Annotated in this window: 17 protein-coding genes; 8 read left to right on the top strand and 9 right to left on the bottom strand. The window is 42.1% G+C overall.

The features are described 5' to 3' along the window. Positions 1–168 precede the first annotated feature (168 nt). Positions 169–540, top strand: coding sequence for a four-helix bundle copper-binding protein (locus ACEYW6_RS18920; RefSeq protein WP_412980961.1), 372 nt, complete (start codon positions 169–171; stop codon positions 538–540). A 120-nt stretch (positions 541–660) separates the two neighbouring features. On the opposite strand, the gene modB is transcribed toward ACEYW6_RS18920, so the two are convergent. Continuing rightward, positions 661–2,463, bottom strand: coding sequence for a molybdate ABC transporter permease subunit (modB, locus tag ACEYW6_RS18915; protein ID WP_412980943.1), 1,803 nt, complete (start codon positions 2,461–2,463; stop codon positions 661–663). A 275-nt stretch (positions 2,464–2,738) separates the two neighbouring features. Between modB and ACEYW6_RS18910 the strand changes: the two genes are divergently transcribed. Next, positions 2,739–3,845 (top strand): calcium-binding protein, encoded by a 1,107-nt coding sequence (locus ACEYW6_RS18910; protein ID WP_412980942.1) that lies wholly within the window; start codon positions 2,739–2,741, stop codon positions 3,843–3,845. 217 nt (positions 3,846–4,062) lie between these two features. On the opposite strand, the gene ACEYW6_RS18905 is transcribed toward ACEYW6_RS18910, so the two are convergent. Next, on the bottom strand, positions 4,063–4,965 hold the full coding sequence (locus ACEYW6_RS18905) for a class I SAM-dependent methyltransferase (RefSeq protein WP_412980941.1): 903 nt from the start codon (positions 4,963–4,965) through the stop codon (positions 4,063–4,065). A 272-nt stretch (positions 4,966–5,237) separates the two neighbouring features. Here ACEYW6_RS18905 and ACEYW6_RS18900 point away from each other — a divergent pair, with 272 nt between their 5' ends. Together ACEYW6_RS18900 and ACEYW6_RS18895 are read left to right on the top strand one after the other, a co-directional pair. Beyond that, positions 5,238–6,749 carry an FAD-dependent oxidoreductase gene (locus ACEYW6_RS18900; protein ID WP_412980960.1) on the top strand — a complete coding sequence of 504 codons (1,512 nt, stop codon included), beginning with the start codon at positions 5,238–5,240 and terminating at the stop codon, positions 6,747–6,749. A gap of 143 nt (positions 6,750–6,892) precedes the next feature. Next, positions 6,893–7,258 carry a DUF6464 family protein gene (locus ACEYW6_RS18895; RefSeq protein WP_412980940.1) on the top strand — a complete coding sequence of 122 codons (366 nt, stop codon included), beginning with the start codon at positions 6,893–6,895 and terminating at the stop codon, positions 7,256–7,258. A gap of 38 nt (positions 7,259–7,296) precedes the next feature. Here the strand turns inward: ACEYW6_RS18895 and fmt are convergent, their stop codons facing one another. Continuing rightward, on the bottom strand, positions 7,297–8,328 hold the full coding sequence (gene fmt / locus ACEYW6_RS18890; protein ID WP_412980939.1) for a methionyl-tRNA formyltransferase: 1,032 nt from the start codon (positions 8,326–8,328) through the stop codon (positions 7,297–7,299). Positions 8,329–8,362: 34 nt separating this feature from the next. Between fmt and ACEYW6_RS18885 the strand changes: the two genes are divergently transcribed. Continuing rightward, entirely contained in the window at positions 8,363–8,782 is a 420-nt protein-coding gene (locus ACEYW6_RS18885; RefSeq protein WP_412980938.1) for a hypothetical protein, read from the top strand. Positions 8,783–9,192: 410 nt separating this feature from the next. Continuing rightward, complete coding sequence (locus tag ACEYW6_RS18880) at positions 9,193–10,515, top strand: hypothetical protein (protein ID WP_412980937.1); 1,323 nt, start codon at positions 9,193–9,195, stop codon at positions 10,513–10,515. A gap of 603 nt (positions 10,516–11,118) precedes the next feature. Here the strand turns inward: ACEYW6_RS18880 and minE are convergent. From minE to ACEYW6_RS18850, 6 genes are all read right to left on the bottom strand, one after another. Further along, positions 11,119–11,415, bottom strand: coding sequence for a cell division topological specificity factor MinE (gene minE, locus ACEYW6_RS18875; protein ID WP_190899806.1), 297 nt, complete (start codon positions 11,413–11,415; stop codon positions 11,119–11,121). A 36-nt stretch (positions 11,416–11,451) separates the two neighbouring features. Next, positions 11,452–12,258, bottom strand: coding sequence for a septum site-determining protein MinD (gene minD, locus ACEYW6_RS18870; protein WP_012410009.1), 807 nt, complete (start codon positions 12,256–12,258; stop codon positions 11,452–11,454). A 168-nt stretch (positions 12,259–12,426) separates the two neighbouring features. Further along, on the bottom strand, positions 12,427–13,467 hold the full coding sequence (minC, locus tag ACEYW6_RS18865; protein ID WP_412980936.1) for a septum site-determining protein MinC: 1,041 nt from the start codon (positions 13,465–13,467) through the stop codon (positions 12,427–12,429). A 320-nt stretch (positions 13,468–13,787) separates the two neighbouring features. Further along, positions 13,788–15,113, bottom strand: coding sequence for a four-carbon acid sugar kinase family protein (locus ACEYW6_RS18860; RefSeq protein WP_412980935.1), 1,326 nt, complete (start codon positions 15,111–15,113; stop codon positions 13,788–13,790). 56 nt (positions 15,114–15,169) lie between these two features. Further along, complete coding sequence (locus ACEYW6_RS18855) at positions 15,170–15,832, bottom strand: hypothetical protein (protein ID WP_190899800.1); 663 nt, start codon at positions 15,830–15,832, stop codon at positions 15,170–15,172. A 224-nt stretch (positions 15,833–16,056) separates the two neighbouring features. Beyond that, positions 16,057–16,185: a hypothetical protein gene (locus tag ACEYW6_RS18850; RefSeq protein WP_412980934.1), complete on the bottom strand. Its 129-nt coding sequence runs from the start codon at positions 16,183–16,185 to the stop codon at positions 16,057–16,059. Between the two features lie 174 nt (positions 16,186–16,359). Here ACEYW6_RS18850 and ACEYW6_RS18845 point away from each other — a divergent pair, with 174 nt between their 5' ends. Continuing rightward, positions 16,360–16,833 (top strand): hemerythrin domain-containing protein, encoded by a 474-nt coding sequence (locus ACEYW6_RS18845; RefSeq protein ID WP_412980933.1) that lies wholly within the window; start codon positions 16,360–16,362, stop codon positions 16,831–16,833. Positions 16,834–16,935: 102 nt separating this feature from the next. Continuing rightward, the gene (locus ACEYW6_RS18840; RefSeq protein ID WP_412980932.1) at positions 16,936–18,075 is read left to right on the top strand and encodes a Gfo/Idh/MocA family oxidoreductase; all 1,140 of its coding nucleotides are present in this window, start codon (positions 16,936–16,938) and stop codon (positions 18,073–18,075) included. Positions 18,076–18,185: the final 110 nt, after the last annotated feature.

Genomic DNA, 18,185 nt, shown 5'->3' with positions numbered 1-18,185 from the left:
AACTAGTGTAGATTCAGTTTGATTTTCCGGTAATTATATCGGGATAGTAGGCTTATAAAACCTGAATTAAAAACCCCATTGACTCTTTAAAAAAGTAAGACTAATGTTATGAGTAGTCCTTCCAAGGACACTATCTATGCATCAAAAAATCAAGAGGTATTTCCTATGATGATGATGATGATGACTGAAACCATGACTACCGAAATGCAAGCTTGTATGGATGCTTGTATGGACTGTCACAAAATGTGCATGGAAACCATGACTTACTGCATGAGCAAAGGTGGTAAGCAGATGGACAAAAACATGATGAGCATGATGAGCATGATGCGCGATTGCTCTGAAATGTGCATGATGTGCATGAATATGATGATGAGCGGTTCTGAGTTCATGGAACGCACTTGTATGCTGTGTGCGGAAATGTGCGATCGCACTGCTATGGCCTGTGAGATGATGAGGGATGACGCGAAAATGATGGAATGTGCTGCTGCTTGTCGCAAGTGTGCAGAGTCTTGCAGAAGTATGCAAATGATGGCCGCATAATTCCCCGAACTAGCAGAAGTTTCTCTGCAACCTAATATTCAAGCGCTCAGACTCTTTGGGTCTGGGCGCTTGAAGTAATATTCTTTAAAAAAATTTCCCGCGTCCCATATATCTCTGCGTTCACTCCATCAAAATCAAGCGCAGAGGATCTAAACGCACATACCAAGGAAAAGGCTGCTCTTTCATAGTCACCCATTTTTCTTTGAAGACTTCAGCTTGCAGATGGTAATCTTGAGAATTCTTGCCAGCCGAATGTAGTTTGAGAAACAACGTCATCCGGTGGGGCGTTTCACTTGTTCGTACCACCCAGCAGGGAAAAGTATTTTCCTGTGATGAGTCGTTGGTAAAAATGAATTGATGGGCACGAATGCCGACGTGGGATAATTCGCTCTTGATTGGTTCAATTACTTGAAGAGTACAACCCCAGTCAATTGCTTCCACTTGTTGCGACGACTGGAGAATAAGGCGAGAGAAGTTTTTACATCCGGTAAGTTGGGCAACACTAACGGTAGTAGGATGCTGAAAAATATCATGTTTGCTGCCATAGTGAACAGATCTACCATGCTCCAATACCAACAGATTCGGGCAAATCCGATAAGCTTCTTCCATATTATGAGTGACAAATAGAGTCACACCTTGATAGCCAGCTAGAGTTTCTGTCATTTGCTGTTCTAATTGGCTACGTAAATGGGTATCAAGTGCGGAAAATGGCTCATCCAAAAGTAACGCTTCCGGTTGACTTGCCAAAGCTCTTGCCAAGGCTACCCGTTGTTGTTGACCGCCTGAAAGTTGGTGCGGATAGCGATCGCCTAATCCCTGCAACTGCATCGCTATTAGTTGCTGTTCTACCTGCACCCGAATACTACCAGCAGATAATTTTTTGGACAAGCCGAAAGCAATGTTTTGCGCCACACTCATGTGCGGAAAGAGAGCATAATTTTGCACTAAAAAACCGATGCGGCGATCGCGGCTGGGTACATTAATTCCTTTTTCTGAGTCAAATAGAACTCTGTCATTTAAAACTATGCGCCCGATTGTGGGCGTTTCTATCCCCGCAAGGCAGCGCAAAATCATGCTCTTACCTGCACCAGAACCCCCCAATAATCCCAAAGGTTGCTCATCACTAGTGAAAGCAATTTTTAAATGAAAGCTAGGAAGTATTTTTTCAATATTGATAAATAATCCACCAGATTCAAAGTTAGAGTGCGGAGTATATAGAATTTCTCCCCCCGCTTCCGTCTTCCTGCTCCCTGCTCCCCTCTTCTTATCCCTCCATTCTTGCCAGAAGTTGACTGCAATAATTCCAGATAGAGAAATCACCATAATTGCGATCGCCCAAAACCATGCCTCGTTCATCGCTCCCGCTTCCACAGCAAAATAAATCGCCATTGGGATTGTCTGTGTTTGTCCGGGAATGTTACCAGCCAGCATCAATGTCGCACCAAATTCTCCCAAAGCACGGGCAAAAGCTAGCATTGTGGCAGCTACAATGCCGGGTAGCGCTAAGGGAAAACTGATGCGCCAAAAGATTGTGGCTTCAGTTGCACCAAGGGTTCTAGCTACTCGCAGCAGATTACCATCTATTTGTTCAAAGGCTCCCAGTGCAGTTTTATACATTAATGGGAAAGAAACTACTGTGGCTGCGATCGCAGCACCATACCAAGTAAAGACAATGGTGAAGTCAAAAGCCTGCATGAGTTTCCCTACAGGGCCATTTTTGCCAAAAAATAGCAGCAACAAGAAGCCTACAACTGTGGGCGGTAAAATCAGTGGCGCAATAAAGATACCCTCAATCAATGATTTACCTTTGCCACGATATCCCAGCATCCAGTAGGCAGCAGCAATACCCAAGAAGAAAGTGATAAATGTGGCAAGTAATGAAGTTTTGAGTGATATCCAAAGAGGCGATAAATCCAATGGCATAGTTGCGTAGGGAAGAATTAGCTCAATTAATCCCTAATTTACCAACTTTAACCTCTAAAAGTTGGTAAAACTTGATCAATTAGATTACGAACAATGAAGAAAATCTGAAAAACAGAATACTTGTATTGGAGAAAGAATATGTTAAGACTCACGCAACTGGCAGATGTATTTTCTGTTATGGGATAGCAAAGGCAAAGACTCCGCCCTGAAAAACCTCTACGAAAAAGATATTACATTTGCGTAAGTCCTAAGAAAAATAGCAAAAGAGATTATTTATGGCTGCTATCTACGGCACTTCTGGTAATGACAATTTAAACGGTACTGAATCCGCTGACATCTCCATTTTTGGCTATGCAGGCAACGATAACATTTATGGCAAAGGCGGAGACGACATCATCGATGCTGGAGAGGGAGATGACTATGTTTATGGCGGTGAGGGCGGTGATACCATCTTAGGCCGTGCAGGCAAAGATTACCTCTTTGGAGACAATGGCAACGATGTTATTTTTGGTGAAGCAGGTGATGACTTTATATGGGGTGGAGCAGGCACAGATATTTTACTTGGTGGAACAGGTAATGATACTTACCTGATTTCTGCACAAACAGGAGATACGGCTGACACGATTACTGAATATACTAACGAGGGAACTGATACGGTTCTATCCTATTCTAGCTACACTCTAGGGGCAAACCTGGAGAATTTAACATTGTTGTATGCAAATACTGCTTACTATGGCATTGGCAACAACCTCAACAATGAGATTACAGGAAATGAATACTCAAATTTCCTGAGTGGTTTGGGAGGAAACGATTACCTTCAAGGTAAAGGTGGGAACGATTATATTTACGGTGGTGATGGCATCGATAACCTGATCGGTGGAACTGGTAATGACTCACTTTATGGTGGAATAGGTGGTGATGTCCTCTTTGGTGACGAAATCACTAATGGTAGCGGTACTCCCGCAGGTAATGATTACTTGAGTGGTCAAGATGGTAACGATCTGCTGTACGGCGGACGTGGAAATGACACAATGCTTGGTGGTGCAGGCAATGATTTCTTGAGTGGCTACGGCGGTGATAGTAGCGAAATTGACAGGTATACTGGCGGTGCTGGGACGGATACATTCAGCCTTGGTTTTAATGGATCTTTTAGCACCAACATTGATTATTTGGGTAGTGGATATGCCATCATCACAGACTTCAAGCGATCGGAAGGTGACAAAATTAGGATTGGTGGTAGTATCAATGCTTACAGTCTTCAAAAAACCTCTAATTTCATCGGTACCGCAGCCTTAGATACCCTGATTTACAGAAATAGTGACCTAATTGCTGTTGTGCAAGATACTACAAACGTATCTACACTTTTAGATTTTATTGTTTAAAAGGTTTTCTTGCAAAAACAAAGGCACAACAATGTTATGCCTCTGTAGATTCTTTGTATTCAGTTAATAAAAAAATCTTGCACTTTGGCTACTTTGCGGGGTAAAAAGTTTGTAATTTCCTGACTCCATAGAGACGTGATGAATCGCGTCTCTACTTCCCACTCTTACCCAGCAATTTTAGGTTGTCGAATACTAATGATAACAAGATAGTTTTTAATTAGTCCAGTTTCGTGCTGTAGGCACTAAAACCATAGGCCAAAGTTTCTTTTAAAGCATCTGATGGTTTAAGACTTCTGTTAATAGCATTAGCAAAGGGCACTGGAATTCCTTTAATGGTTTCCGGCAAAATTGCATATTCTTGCGTTGGTTCGACGATGTATTGTGGGCACTTAGTTTGGATGCCAGCAGTCGCTAACATTTCATTTATTTCAGTAGCAGAATATTGCTTGAGATAAACTGGATTTCTCACAAATGGATTCAGCCTTCTGATAAAATTGTGGATAATATGAGAAGGACAAGACTTATTGTGAAAGGAATGATTAAAAACAAAAATTCCACCAGGTTTTAGTACACGAGATATATCAGCTAACAAACTTCTTAATTGTGCATCTGGTATATGCATAAAAACGCAGTTAGAAATTACCAAATCTATAGAATTATCTTCTAAAGGCAATATTTCAGCAGAAGTGCAAATCAAGTTAAATTCAGCCTCTGGAAAAAAATTATATTCTTGTTTAACCTTAATTAACCGCCGCAACAAAGGCTCAGAAATATCAATTCCATAATATTTTTCACATCTCAGATTTTTCGCTTTCGAGAGATGCAAAGGTGCGCGACCATAACCAGAACCAATCTCTAGAATAGAGCCAACAGATTTATTCAATGGAAATTTGTTCCAAGTCCCTCCAGGTGTGCCAGTTAGCAGAGTGTAATCTTGTTTAATGGGCGATGTATCTGCAATCTTTTCAATTTTTTGGGAACCATAATATGTTTTCCCGATTGCGTCCCATGTTTTTTTATGTTGAGTATTATTCAACTGTTCATAATCGCTAGGAAAATAAATGCCATCTCGTAATTCAAAGTCATTCAGACTAAATTTTACATCTGCTAATTGACTCATTATGATTATTCCTCATGAATAGTTAAGTCTGTTTTCTGTTATACTCTCAACTCAGCATTAACCGCAAGTGATTTTTACTCAACCGCTTGCCTTGAGCCTTTTTCAAAGTCTATAGCTATTTTAAGTTCAATGGGATATGGTATGGGCGCACAGATGTGCGCTCAAAGCGCCTATTGCATCCCAACGAAAATCGTTATAGTTACAACCCATTGCCTGATCAGAACACAAGTTCGTATACATTAGTTGATGGACTGCAACAATTGGAGGCTGTGATGGTAGAAGGGTCACAACAAAAACGGGTGGTAGTTATAGGTGCTGGTTGGGCTGGTTTAGGAGCAACCTACCATTTGGCAAAACAAGGTTATGATGTGACACTTCTAGAAGCAGGCCCCTATCCTGGTGGATTGGTGGCAGGTTGGCAAACACCAGCCGGCAAATCTGTTGAAGCGGGCATTCATGGCTTTTGGTATCCTTACAAAAATATTTTTTCCCTAATCAATGAATTAGGAATTAATCCTTTTACTACTTGGACTCGTTCTTCGCAATATTCGCCAGCAGGTTTGGAAGTTGAATCACCGATTTTTCAAGACTTACCGCGGCTCCCCTCGCCACTGGGAACTTTTCTCTACACTCAGTTTAAGCGGCTGCCACTAATCGATCGTCTCAGCGCCCTGCCTTTACTTTATGCTGTCGTTGATTTTGATAATTCTGATGCAGCTTGGCGACGCTATGATTTTGTAACTGCCCGTGAGTTGTTCAAAGACTTTAACGTTTCTGCACGGCTTTACCGCGAGGCTTTTGAACCAATGTTATTAGTGGGCTTGTTTGCCCCTGGCGAACAGTGTTCAGCCGCAGCAACTTTAGGGATGCTTTACTTTTTTATTCTGGCTCATCAACCGGATTTTGATGTAGTTTGGTGTCGGGGAACTGTTGGAGAAAAGATATTTCGTCCTTGGGTGGAACGTATCGAAAAAGCTGGTGCGCGAGTGTTACCCAAGCGTCGAGTTACAGATTTAATTGTTGATAGTAATCATCGAGCAAAGGGTGTGGTTTGTGGCGATGAAGTAATTGAAGCAGATGCAGTGATTTTTGCGGTTGGGATCACAGGGATGAAGAAAATTGTCTCAACTAGTCCTAGTTTACAAAGCTGTGAAGAATTCCGTAATTTGAGCAATTTAGGAGCAATTGATGTTTTGGCAACGCGGCTATGGTTTGACCGCAAAATTGATATTCCTCGTCCTTCTAATGCTTGTTTTGGATTCGACACAAGTACAGGTTGGACGTTTTTTGATTTGAATGCTCTACATGATGAATATCGGGATGAGCCAGGAACAGTTATAGAAGCTGATTTTTATCACGCAAATCAGTTTCTCAGTTTGAGTGATGAGGAGATTTTACAAATAGTTCAGGGTTATTTAGCAACTTGTGTACCGGCGTTTCGGGGGGCAAAGATCATTGATAGCAGTGTAATTCGTCTGCCTCAAGCGGTGACTCACTTTGCACCTGGTAGTTATCGTTATATGTTGCCCGCTAAGACAAGTTTTGAAAATGTCTTTATGAGTGGGGATTGGATTGTGAACAGTCATGGTTCCTGGTCACAGGAAAAGGCTTATATTACTGGTTTGGAGGCGGCGAATTTGGTGGTGTCTTATTTAGGAGAAGGTCAGCCATCTGAGATTTTAGCTGTAGAAGAGGATGAAGCGCATATACAAGTGGCGCGATCGCTCAACCAAACTTTGCGTGACTTTGGCAAATCTATCCTACCTGACTTTTGGTTGCCTTAATTTTTAGCGGTGCACAGATCGCCCCTACTGTATGTATATTTCTCGCAAAGAAGAGTTAAACATTAATTGTAATCTAAATTCGGTAAGCTAAAGGAAGCTATTGCAATACCATCCTTAGAATGTAAATCAAATCACATAAGCTTATGGAGCCAGACTCTTTAGAAACCGAGGTGATTCTGACGCATCCGCGTGAGTCCCTCGGTAGAGTACAACTTGATTGGACACCCCAACCCGGAAACTATCTCGATTTTGAAGGTAAAACCTACGCAGTTTTAGAACGCCGCCATCGATACCAACTTAGAGCAGGGCGCTACCGCTTGCATAATATTGCCATTTATGTGCAGTCGGCTAAACGACCATCTGAAAAAAGTTTGGTAGCGGGACGTTGGGTAGTTGGCGATGCCACCTGCTCCTACAATGCTCATTCAGAAATCATGCGCTGTGCAGTCAACCCAGATGGCCCTTGCGAATCTTGCCGCTTTTATGAAAAGTTAGAAGTTAACAGTTAGAAGTTAACAGTTATTCTCCCTTATCTCCCTCAACTCCCTCAACTACCCGCACCAAAAACTTCTCCCACAGTTAAGCGGGTACCATTAACAAAATCCCATCCCGACTGAGGACGTTTACCAGCTAGCTGAACCTCTCGCAACAGCAACAAACCTTCCCCAGTTTGGACGATCGCTCCGATTCCTTTAACAATGCTCACTACAACTCCCGGTTTATCTGATAAGTTTGACAAATTGGGTAATTTATGTGCTATTTCTTGTAATTCTGGTGGAAGATCGCGTAGACGCGGAGCGGCTTGTCGCCAGACATCGCCTATAGAACCAAGGGGAGCAGAAGCGGTGATTTTAAACAGGTTGTTACGAAAGGTAGCGGTGCAGTTAGGGTAAAAGCCTCTGATTTGATTGTGTAATTGAATAGCGCTTTTTGACCAATCCAAACCATAATCTTCTTTTTGAATCAGAGGTGCATAAGTAGCTGCTAAATTATCTTGGGGAATTGGTTGAATTTCCTGGCGTTCCAACTTCAACAGAGTTTCCACCAACAAATCCCCACCAATCGCAGCTAGTCTTTCAGCTAAATCTTGGGTATTATCCAGCAATCCAATGGGTGTAGTGGCTATTTGTAGCATTGGGCCGGTATCCATCCCCACATCCATCAACATGGTCGTGATCCCCGTTTCTTTCTCACCGTTATACAAACACCACTGAATCGGCGCTGCACCGCGATATTTGGGTAAAATTGAGCCATGCACATTAATGCAGCCCAACTTTGGCATCTTCAATATTTTTGACGATAAAATCTGTCCATAGGCGACAACAACAAACACATCTGCGTCTGATTGTTTGAGTTGGGTTAAAGTTTCAGTGTCTTTTTTCACCCGCTCAGGTTGCCATACTGGTAAGTTGTGAGCAGTAGCGATCGCTTTTATGGGTGAAGGAGTAAGTTTATTTCCGCGTTCCCGGCGTTTATCTGGTTGGGTGACAACTGCCAACACCTCAAATTCTGAATGATTCAATAACTTTTCCAACGTGGGCACCGCAAACTGTGGTGTACCAAAGAATACTATTTTCATTAATAATTACTTGTTAATCGTTAGTCATTAGTTAATGGTAAATAATATCGGCTGTTTGGTGGTACAATATTTTCGTATTGGTGAAACCAAAGGCTGCTTGATTAACTCAATAGTTAAGTTAACAGGTGTAACAGGTACTATAAACTGCATTGTCTTTAGTGAACCTAATAGTTTAGTGGTGTCTCGTCACGAGCCGCTAGAGCATCTACCGAGTAAATTTTGTTGTGTTCCTGCTGATTTGCCGAAAATTGGCGTTAAATACAGTTGGGTCTGTAAAAAACTATTGCGTCTTCTAGCTATTTCTGTAGTTGAGATTGCAGTTTATAACTTTGGGTTGCTGACAGCAGTGTTTTCTGAGTATGATGTATTATGCATCTGCTTTCCCAGCTTTTTACGTAACGCCTCACGTTTACCTTACCATTATGAGGGTTTGCCCTCTTATATTAGTGTGTAACTTGGCTTTTTTTCTGTGTACTAGCGATCGCTAGTACGATCCCCAACAGCCGAGTTATCTTACTCTTGGTTGGCAGCTTCATTAGCCCAAACTATACCTTGAATCTCCCTTAACTAATACCTGTTTTTGGTGTGGTTGGGTATAGCAACAGCAGCCTTATACATCGTGTAGTAATTACTGAGTTCTCAGCATATTTACTATACTTGCATATTTTTGACAAAAAACATTCAGTACCTGGGTATGTAAAGGTGTAGACAATGATACTTAATTTTTGTAAAACTCTGCAAACTTTGAAGAAAATATCTAGTCATTGCTTTTAGTTTCTTGTTATACATATAATTACCGCCTGCCCCATTGCTGCATAGGTATTGCTTCTCACATAGCGATCGCCCCCTCTAGAGAGTCTACAAATGCTTAAACCCCTTTTGCTGTCAGGATGGTTCCGCGCGCAACCATTTCTCAATTACGTTGTCGTTGTGATACTGATCGCACCCTTACTAGGGGCATCAGGTCACTCGATCCCAGTTAGATCCGAAGTAGCTAAACTAACTTCCATAACTGGAGGCTCTGACTCTGTATCAAAGGAAATAGCTGTAGTTGGGGAACCTGAGATAGCTGAAATATTCACAACAGATCAAATCAACTCCTCAACAGAAGAATTTGATTCTGTACCAACACAAAATACTGCTGTCCAGGAACCGCAAGTATTACTAGCGGATAAAATTGAGCCTTTGGATCAAACAGATAGTTCTGTATCAAACAGCGATTTACTTGTTCCTGATTCTTTGGCAGCAGTTGAACTCGCACCATTAACGGATGTTCCTGTTAGTCAGCTTAATTTAGTACGAAAACTCAAAGCTGCTAATATCAAGTCTTTGAAAGGACAAGAAAATTCTCTCTTTAGAGAAAAGTCTTTTACTCGATCTTTGACAGCAACTCAAGTAGCACCAACTCTTAGAGAATCACAACCAACTACAACGACGGAAATACCAGTTGCTGAACCACGTGATGAGTCCCAAGCAGAACAAATAGATCCCATAGGTAGTCCTCATCCTATTCCTTGGAAATGGATTACAGCGACTCAAGAGGCAATTAGTTCCAACGGTGGTTCAGGAGTGCGCCATTACCGCAGCGTACCCGTGGTTTCTCCAGATGGGAAATATGCTGTTTATAGCCGGGTGCAACTAGAGGTAAAACCCGAAATGTACAACAGCCGCGTTACCAGCGTTCTGTTTGTCCAAGATATGCAAAGCAAGAAGTTGTGGGTGATGGCTTCAACTACTCCTGTTAGCGATCCTTTATTAAAGGTAAAGGCTGTAAAAGCGGCATCATCAGAAGAAACTGATACGAGTGGTAAAATTGGGGTATTAGTTCCAGTTAGCTGGTCAGAAAAAGGCGATCGCTTCTTAGCACGTAAGTTTGAAGGTATTTTTAATACAGGCGATTCCACAGATAGTGCAGTTATTTGGGATCGGCAAAAAAATCACGCTAACACAGTTGCTCCTGCTAATGAGGAAGATGAGCATGAAAAAATTGCAGTATTGTTAGGTTGGAGTAAAAGGCAACCGAATCATGTGCTATTTCGTGCGGGTGAATTGGGCGACGAAAACTGGCCACTAATGCAAGTTGCTAATGATGGCAAGACTGTACCTACAACAGACGAAGATCAGCCGATTACTTTTGGTAAAAAGGTTACAGAAATTTGGGCAGGTCCACAAATGGCATACCGATAGTTTATTCAAAATCCTATATACTCCCGTTGTGGTCACTGGCAACAACGGGATTTTTTTATGTGATAAATATTTTTGGTTCTCAATCGTGCGTAGTTTACCGCCGTAGGCATTGCTTCTAGGCTTTTGATAAGTCTAAAATAATGGACTAGAAAATAGTTCTCTCGGTACTCAATTTATGAAGCTTATCGGAGAATTCACCTACAACTAACAACTGAATATCCGTTTAGAGATTGAAACAGCGTTACACTTGGCATCCACTATGACAAAACAATTAAAAATAGAAAATTAAAAATTAAAAATTACTTAGAAACTTTAGTTGTGGGATACAGAGCTTACTTTAAAAAAGAATTGCTCCGAGACGCGCAGCGCGTTAGCGTAGCGGCACGTTCGCGGCAGCGTCTCGCAGAGAAGTGCGTCGCAAGGTGTCCTTGTTCCAAGTCCACGGCTTAAGTCGTGGGATTGAATTTTGAATTTTGAATTCGAGCGAAGCGAGTGACCTGGAATGCTAATAATCCTATTGTGAAGTTAGTAACTAAAACTTATGAAAATAGGGCGAAACTGTCGAAAAAAGCAATGCTAAATTAAAAATACTTAAAATAAAAACTACAGAGGCTTATCACCTCTTTCCCACTCAGGTATAGCACCCTTCACCCGGCGGATGGGCAAATTAGCAATTAAAGCTGTAGTTCGTTGGTTGCTTTCTAAGGAGAACTCCAAGCCCTCCGTCTCAATTTCGACATAGCGACATACTACATCTAGGATTTCTTTCCGCATTTTTTCCAACGTTTGAGGATCTAAGTCAGCGCGATCGTGAGCAATCACCAATTGCAGGCGACGTTTAACTTGAGTTCGACTGCTATCAGGACCGCGAGAAAAAAGTCGTTCTAGAAGTTCAATCATTACGAATAGGTCTGGGGCGGAGACTGGAAAAGTAAGTTAAACAATCTTTGTCCACAACAACCTTCGTAGACGGGCGAAGATGCTGTCTTGGGACGAGTCGATCTCCAGAAATTCGACACTTTCCCCTTCTAATCTACGAGCAATGTTCTCAAAGGCTGTGGCAGCTAAAGAGGGATTTTCCGCTAACACTAAGGGTTCGCCGCGATTGGTAGATACAATAACACGCTCGTCGTCAGGGATTACCCCGATCAGGGGAATGGCGAGAAGTTCCTGAACATCTTGCACTGACATCATATCATTTGCCTGCACCATTGCGGGTCTGATGCGGTTAATTATTAAATGAACACGCTTGATACCTTGTGCTTCTAGTAACCCCACTACCCGGTCAGCGTCACGAACTGAGGAAATTTCTGGTGTGCTGACAACTAGTGCTTCTTTTGCTGGGCCGATCGCATTTTTAAAGCCATTTTCAATGCCGGCGGGGCTATCGATGATCACATACTGATATTTTTGTGCCAGTGCATTCACCAACAACTTCATCTGTTCAGGCGTGACTGCATCTTTGGAGCGATTTTGGGCTGCCGGCAGGAGTACGAGATTGGGTTGGCGCTTATCTTTCACCAAAGCTTGTTCTAAACGGCACTCTCTGGCTAAAACTTCCACCGCAGTATAGACGATGCGGTTTTCTAGCCCTAGCAGCAAATCCAAATTTCTCAGACCAAAATCCGCATCAACCAAGGCAACTTGACGTCCCATTTTGGCTAAAGCCATGCCCAGATTTGCTGAAACTGTGGTTTTACCCACTCCTCCTTTGCCGGAGGTAATCACAATAATGCGAGTCATGATAGAAATACGGTCAATAAGGGTTCAGAAAATATAAAACAGTAAATTGCAGTATAAAGTATGAAGTATCGTATCAAGTATGAAGAAATATCTGTTCTCCCTGATGAGGGCGAGGCATTAATATTTGTTTTATTTCATCCTTATCTACTTCATCCTTTAAGTAAATATTTATGGCTCTTGATTGCTCTTGGTGAATTGGTTTCTGGAAAAATCAGTAGCCCTAGCGATGCGAATTCCTTGGGGCGTAATATGTGCCACCTCTGGAGAAAACTGCATTGGCGGTTTTTCTGGTGCCCTAGCTACAGCATCTGCGATCCGCAATTGGGTTGGTTCCATTTGCAAGGCCATAATCAGACACTCATGATTGCCTCCAGCACCAGCATGAGCAATTCCACGTAGGCGGCCCCAGATGATAATATCTCCATCTGCAATTACAATACCACCTGGATTTAAATCTCCCAAGAGAATTACTGTACCAGGATGACGAATTTCTACTCCAGAGCGGACTGTCATTTCTAAATAGAGGGCATCTGCTTGGGGTATGGCTGTAGCCGTTGGCTCTGAACTCAGGGAAGTTACGGGCTGTAGTTGTTCTACAGAATACCCGGATGTTACGGCTGCGATCGCAGTTTGCCGACGACTCGTCGAGACAGATATGAGCCGGAGTTGGACTTCACTCAAAGCCTCGGCGAGTTCTTGCAATTGTCTGGCATCTACTAGGCGGTCTTGTGCCATTAGATGCACAGGAGTATTAGATATCCGAAAGCGATCGCCTGCATTCAAACGCTGTCTTATTTGTTGCCAAATATCAGACCAACTGAGTTCTGAGGCAGATACTTGAGATTCCGGGGGCAAAATTAATAAAAGTCGTCCCTCCTTACTTTTTAACTGGACTTGAGTATTGTCATTTACGCGATGCCCTGGTAATGCTGACTCATTAGGATTTGAATCAGTAAGGATAAAATCTGATGCCGTATCAGTATTTGACTCTACATCAGGGTTAGCAGGATTTGACTTGACATCTTCAAGGACAGTATTTGATTTTAAATAAAGAAGGACAGATTTTAACTCCGCATCCGGGAGGATAGAATCTGACTCTACATCAGAAACAGTAGGATTTACCTCTACCTCGGAATGGATAGAGTTTGGTTCTGCATTAGGAAGTGCAGAATTTGACTTTAGATTGGGAATCGCAGAATCAGAAGTCATGCAGTACTAGCCAAAAGACAAGGGACACTCCGAATAATTACCAATATTAGATCAGTGTCAGGTAAGAAAGTGCGGAGATTGGAGTTAGGAGTTAGGAGGTCGGGGGCAGGAGGCAGGAGACAGGAGGAGTTACAGCGTTTTATCAAGTAATTGAATTACATCACTTCCTACTTTCCATTCACCGTCTCAGTCGTGGTTTAAATACCTGAAAAATGCTGTAATAAAAAAGGCTTTTTATCTGGCTTGCAGACCAAAATACTGTACCTCACTAACTTGCAATCCGCTGTAGTTCGGAATTATTTTTATTTTCACTAAACACTCTAGACTGTTTTGGTCAACCTCTGATAAATTGTCCCCAACGCATCAGCATCGCCGACGTTACCTGGAAACAGCACCACAGGCAAATCAGGAAACTGGGGATGATCGGATGGCGTTAACACCATTGAACAACCAGCTAAAATTTGACCGAGTAGGCGGGCTGAAGTTAAAGCTAGTCCAGTACTCAAGACATCGTTTGAGGTAATACCACCTTTGCTGATTAAGAATCCTATATCAGATGGTAAACCCCGCACAATATCCATCAATAAACTTGAAACTTTTGCCCCAAATTCTAATCGGGTGTTGACATCTTTAAAACTCAGTTCCTGACGGCTAGTATAAACTACTGGTGTTTTGCCAGCCTCATGTACCGCCCGTGTACTTTCCTGAATTTCAGTTAGCAGTGCCGCAGATTGATTTGCCCCATCATCAAGTAATCGCGCTACATTTACTTCAATTCCCACTGTTCCTTCTACTCGTAACAGCGCCTCTAATTGCTGAGTAGTCTTTTTCACATGGGAGCCAACAATTACCGCACCTGGTTTGCCTTGTCGCACGTACTGCGCCATGTTTTCGGCGGCAATGGGTTGCGGTGGTAAAGCGGCTAAAGACGTTAAAATACTTGCTGCACTGCGAAACAGAAAGCGTTTCCCTCGACTTGCTGCTGCTAATATGTCTACTGCAAAGCGGTTGAGATCATCTTGAGTTTCACCATCCACAACAGCGCACTTATTACCATTGAGTTGTAACAAGCTCTCCAAACTACCAGCGCGAATATCAGCTAGGAGAAACCTTTCTACAGCTTCGGCACTAATTCGTCCTTGAGTCTTTTCTTCGACATACTTGGGTAAGTAACTGTGATGGTAGCTGAAGACTGAATCACGGGCAAACTCAGTTTCATGCACTGGGGTAGGTACACCACCAATAATCAAGTAATGAACACTGTCACGAGTGATGCGTCCACCCTCAAAAAAAGCTGGTACAAGAAAATGAGCATCAAAAGGGCCGAGTTCTTGTGCGATCGCATCAGTTTCAATGGGATAATGTCCCCGCAAAGTAGAATCAGAACGGCTGACAATCAGAAAATCGTCGATTCCTTCAGCATTTAAAGCGATTTTCAGGTTCTGGCAAACTTCTTTGGTGATAGATGCAGCTGACTCTGGCGTTAGCGATCTAGTATTAGTCAGCACAAAGAAAATCGGTGAATCATCTTGCAACCCGCTGCGTAGAGTGTCTACATCCCAGTGCATTAGCAGCAAGCAGCTGTGGACTGTTTGAGAACCTGTAGGGTCATCATCCAAGACAATTATTTTGGGTTTGTTGCTCATTTAAGTCAACGGGGCGATTGTTTTTTGAAAAAGTCATCAGCAAAGAAAAACTCTACTCAGCCTTTGTGCAATTTTCTGATTTCTGCTTGCACATCGATCGCAATTTGCAATGATTGATTTAGCAGTTGAGCATATTCGCCTGCTTGACTACTAACTTGTAAAGCTTGCAGACTGGCTAAATTATTCACAAATAACTCTTGGTTATTAGCAAGCAATTTTTTATTATCTCGCAAAATTCGTTCCGTTTTCAGAGCGCGGACTAAATCTTCTCTAATCAGTTGCAGGGCGGCGGTTACTTGATCTCGGTCATGGAAACTGCTTTCTACGTTTCCTGATGCTGCCAATTGGTCATTAATATCTATGGCGCTGATCAAGTCATGATATTTATCAACTTCATCTAAAAGTATTGTCAGTCCTTCGGGGCAGGTCAACTGCCGCCACAGCCATCGCCCCACTAATATCGGCATTGGCACTAAAATTAGTAAAAGAATTCCTAGTCGAATTGAAGAACCAATTGTTGGCAGAATAATAAACGCATAAACAAAACCAACAATTATTGGCGTTAGCGCCAGCGTCACTAGCATTTCATTGATTAAAAACCCTAATCGCTTCTTACTATCTCGCAAAACAGAGGGTCGAAAAACGTCTTCTGGATCGAACCCAGTTAAACGTCTCAGTTCCCCCTTACTAATTTCCAAGCCTATTAAGTCCGGCTGCACGGCTGGATAACTCCTATGGAAGCCCAAGTTGCGTATTTATTTTAATCGGGTTTGGTAGAGAAGCAATGGGTGGTTACGTATAGTTATGATAAAAAGCAGACTGTGCAACACGACTAAATAAAGTTAAAAAGTATTTGCACTTATTTTCTGATCTATTTTGGATACAAAGCAGTACTTATGTAGGCGATCGCGTTTAAGCGCACATCAAGTTGAGTATTTAATGATCATATTTGCCAAATCGCACCACTTCTTTGTGAGGCTGCACCAAATTTGTGGGAATCTTCAACTGGCAGGCATTCAATATTTAGATCGTAGCCTTTGGCTGATAACGCTACATACTCAGTATCCATCATGCCGAGGTTATGAATTTCAGTTAGAGTGCAATACCGCAAATATTCCTTAAGTCTAAACTAAAGCTTACTGAAAGAATGAGGTTTTAATTTACCAAGTCATTGAGAATATACGAGATCCCATTCCTCAAGCTCCAAATTCTCAGCCCTATAAATTGATTATTACTGAGGGGAAAAATGGCTAAAACTAAAGCAACAGACATTCTTTCATTAATTGAAGCAGAGCATCGCCAAGTTGAGAAACTTTTTGCAGAAGCAGAAAAAGCTAAGGGCGCAAAATTGGTTGAGCAATTCAATCAAATCTATATAGCCTTGAGCTTACATGCAAGAACTGAAGAATTAGTCTTCTACCCAGCTTTGCGAGAATATGAAGAAACTGAACAATATGTTGAAGAAGCTGAAGAAGAACATGAAGAAGTTTCAGTGATTTTAGAAGAGATTAAGGCACTGAAGCCTACTGACTCTGAGTTTAAAGAAAAAATGAGTGAATTAAAGGAAACACTTGCTCATCATATAGAAGAAGAAGAAAGCGAAATTTTTAATGCTGTGCGCGAATGTATGGATGAGCAAGAGCTAATTGAATTGGGACAAGAGTTTCAGGAAGCTAAAGCTAAATTGATGCCAGATATAGAAGCTGCATTAGCAATGTAATAATGCATTTTTTCAAGAGGTTTCATAAAAAAATAACCATAATTAGCACGTAATTAGTGCATTTAAATCACCAGAGTATTTCTTCATTCAGAGAGTAGAAAAATGACTGCTACAAATGGTAAGCGCAAAATTCGTTACGCCGTTGTTGGTTTAGGTTGGTTTGCCCAAGAAGCTGCCTTACCTTCGTTTGCCCACGCCGAAAACTCAGAATTAGTGGCACTGGTTTCAGATGACCCCACTAAAAACGAAGAACTGAGCAAAAAGTATGGTATTGAGCATACTTACTCCTACGAGGAGTATGAGGACTGTCTGGCAAGCGGTGAGGTTGATGCAGTTTATATTGCGCTGCCCAATCACTTGCATTGCGACTACACTATACGGGCTGCTAATCAGGCAATTCATGTGTTATGTGAAAAGCCAATGGCAGTGACTGAACAAGAATGTGAGGCAATGATTAAAGCTGCCAATGACAATAATGTCAAGCTGATGATTGCCTACCGTTTACATTTAGAAGAAGCCAATTTACAAGCAGTCGAAATTGTGCGTTCAAAGCAAATTGGTGAAGCACGGATTTTCAACTCAGTTTTTACTCAGCAAGTAGAAGAAGGGAATATTCGTTTACGAGATGTCACAGGTGGCGGGACGCTCTATGATATTGGCATCTACTGCATTAATGCTGCACGTTATCTATTTCAAGATGAACCAATTGAAGTATTTGCTGTAGCTGCCAATAAGGGAGAACAACGCTTCAGTGAAGTGGAAGAAATGACTAGCGTCATCTTGCGTTTCCCCAATGAGCGATTAGCAACATTTACCTGTAGTTTTGGAGCGGCAAATGTTTCAACCTATCAAATTGTAGGTAATCAAGGCGATTTACAAGTAAAACCTGCTTATGCTTGGCAGGGAGAACTGAAGCACTACTTGACAATTAATGGTGAAACCCAAGAGCGTACCTTTGAGGATCACGATCAATTAGCAGCTGAATTTATCTACTTCTCTGATTGTATTCTCGAAGATAAAGACCCAGAGCCATCTGGGACGGAAGGGTTGATTGATGTTTCTATCATTCAAGCGCTTTACCAGTCAATTGAGACGCATCAACCTGTGCAGATTCAAACTCGCGATGCCTGCGGCGGTAAACTACGCCATCAACGTCCCACATCGGCTCAAACTATTGAGCGTCCTCCTGTTGATGATAAGCCAGACCTAATTCACGCTGCTGCACCTTCTGGACAGTCGTAAGATAGGTTGAAGTATTCTTGACCAAATAAGGCGATATCAAATAATAAATTATCCATTAATCGTAGGTGCGTTAGACGTTTTGTCTAACGCACCGCGACAATTCAAGATGA

This window comes from Nostoc sp. UIC 10607 (assembly GCF_047228265.1).
GTDB lineage: Bacteria > Cyanobacteriota > Cyanobacteriia > Cyanobacteriales > Nostocaceae > Nostoc > Nostoc foliaceum_A.
Note: the sequence above shows the minus strand (reverse complement) of the source record. Positions and strands in the feature narration are given on the sequence as shown.